Genomic DNA, 1,701 nt, shown 5'->3' on the forward strand with positions numbered 1-1,701 from the left:
CGAATGCATTGATGAAATTGCTCGTTTGGCGAGAGTTGGCGAAAGTTGGCGAGCAGGTTGCTGAAATTACAGAACGCTCAATGCAAGGGGAAATTGATTTTAGTGAAAGTTTAAAAGCTCGGGTTAAATTACTTGCTGGAGCCGACATGCAAATTTTGCAAAATGTATTAGAGCATATGCCACTGACACCAGGCTTAACCAGTCTTGTCCGTAAGTTGCAAGCATTTTATTGGCATGTTGTTATTTTTTCAGGTGGATTTAATTTTTTTACTAATTATTTGAAGGAAAAGTTAAAATTAACCGCTGCGGTGGCTAACAAACTTGAAATTAAAGATAACAAATTGACCGGTAAGGTGAATGGCAACATTGTGGATGCTAAAGTCAAAGCACAAACCTTAATAAAATTAGCTAGACAATTCTCTATTCCAATCGAGCAAACCGTTGCTATTGGTGATGGTGCAAATGATCTAAAAATGATCCGTAAGGCGGGATTGGGTATTGCTTATCATACTAAATCTAAAGTACAGGCAAGGAAAAAAGTAGCAATTCAATATGCAGATTTGATGGGTGTACTTTGTGTTTTAAGTGGTGGCTTAAAGCATGAAGAGCGTTAACGATCAAAACAATAAATAAAAGAGGCAATAACGGTGGCAAAAGCAATAAAAAGAGCATTTTTCTGTAATGAATGTGGTGCAGATTATCCACGCTGGCAAGGGCAATGTATCGCTTGTCATACCTGGAATACGATCACCGAGGTAAGATTAGCTGCCAGTTCTACCTCGCGAGCAGAACGCCTTAATGGTTATGCCGGTAGTGCTACAGGTAACCAAGTACAGAAATTGTCTGCCATTAGTTTAGAAGCATTGCCACGTTTTTCTTACTGATTTCAAAGAATTTGATCGTGTTCTCAGTGGTGGTGTGGTACCTGGTAGCGCGATTTTAATTGGTGGTAACCCAGGTGCTGGTAAAAATACATTGCTTTTGCAAACTATGTGTCGGCTTCCATCACAGATGAAAACTTTATACGTCACTGGTGAGGAGTCTTTATAGCAAGTGGCGATGCGAGTGCATCGATTAGGGTTACCGTCCGATAATCTCAATATGTTATCTGAAACCAATATTGAGCAGATTTGTTTGATTGCAGAGCAGGAAAAGCCAAAATTGATGGTGATTGATTCTATTCAGGTCATGCATGTCGCAGATATACAGTCATCACCTGGTAGTATGGCACAAATCCGAGAAACTGCGGCTTATCTTACCCGATTTACTAAAACACGAGGGATCGCCATTATCATGGTAGGGCATGTGACAAAAGATGGTTTTTTGGCGGGCCCGAAAGTACTTGAACACTGCATTGACTGTTCGATAATGCTCGATGGTGAAGCAGATTCACGATTTCGTACCTTAAGAAGTCATAAAAATCGATTTGATGCGGTTAATGAACTGAGTGTATTTTCCATGACAGAAAAAAGGTTAAAGGAAGTAAGTAAACCATCGGCTATAGCTATAGCTAGGCGACTTAATTTTGATGACATTATTTATATGAGCTATTCAATTGATTTTAGACGTAAAGTGATATTTACGATGGAAGAAGAAAGGTTGATTATCCGAGAAACAGCGAAGCAATTTCGGATTGGCTCTGCATCTGTATAGCTAGGCGACTTTAAAATGATTACAAGTAATTACTCTATATCAGTAAAT

At 39.1% G+C, this 1,701-nt stretch carries 2 pseudogenes; both read left to right on the forward strand.

What is annotated here, in order from left to right:
* Positions 1 to 614 (forward strand): annotated as a pseudogene (serB, locus tag ARSQ2_RS03020) (phosphoserine phosphatase SerB); the annotation flags it as partial.
* 33 nt (positions 615 to 647) lie between these two features.
* Positions 648 to 1,515: pseudogene (radA, locus tag ARSQ2_RS03025) on the forward strand (DNA repair protein RadA); the annotation flags it as partial.
* Positions 1,516 to 1,701 lie beyond the last annotated feature (186 nt).

Source organism: Arsenophonus endosymbiont of Bemisia tabaci Q2 (assembly GCF_902713415.1).
GTDB lineage: Bacteria > Pseudomonadota > Gammaproteobacteria > Enterobacterales > Enterobacteriaceae > Arsenophonus.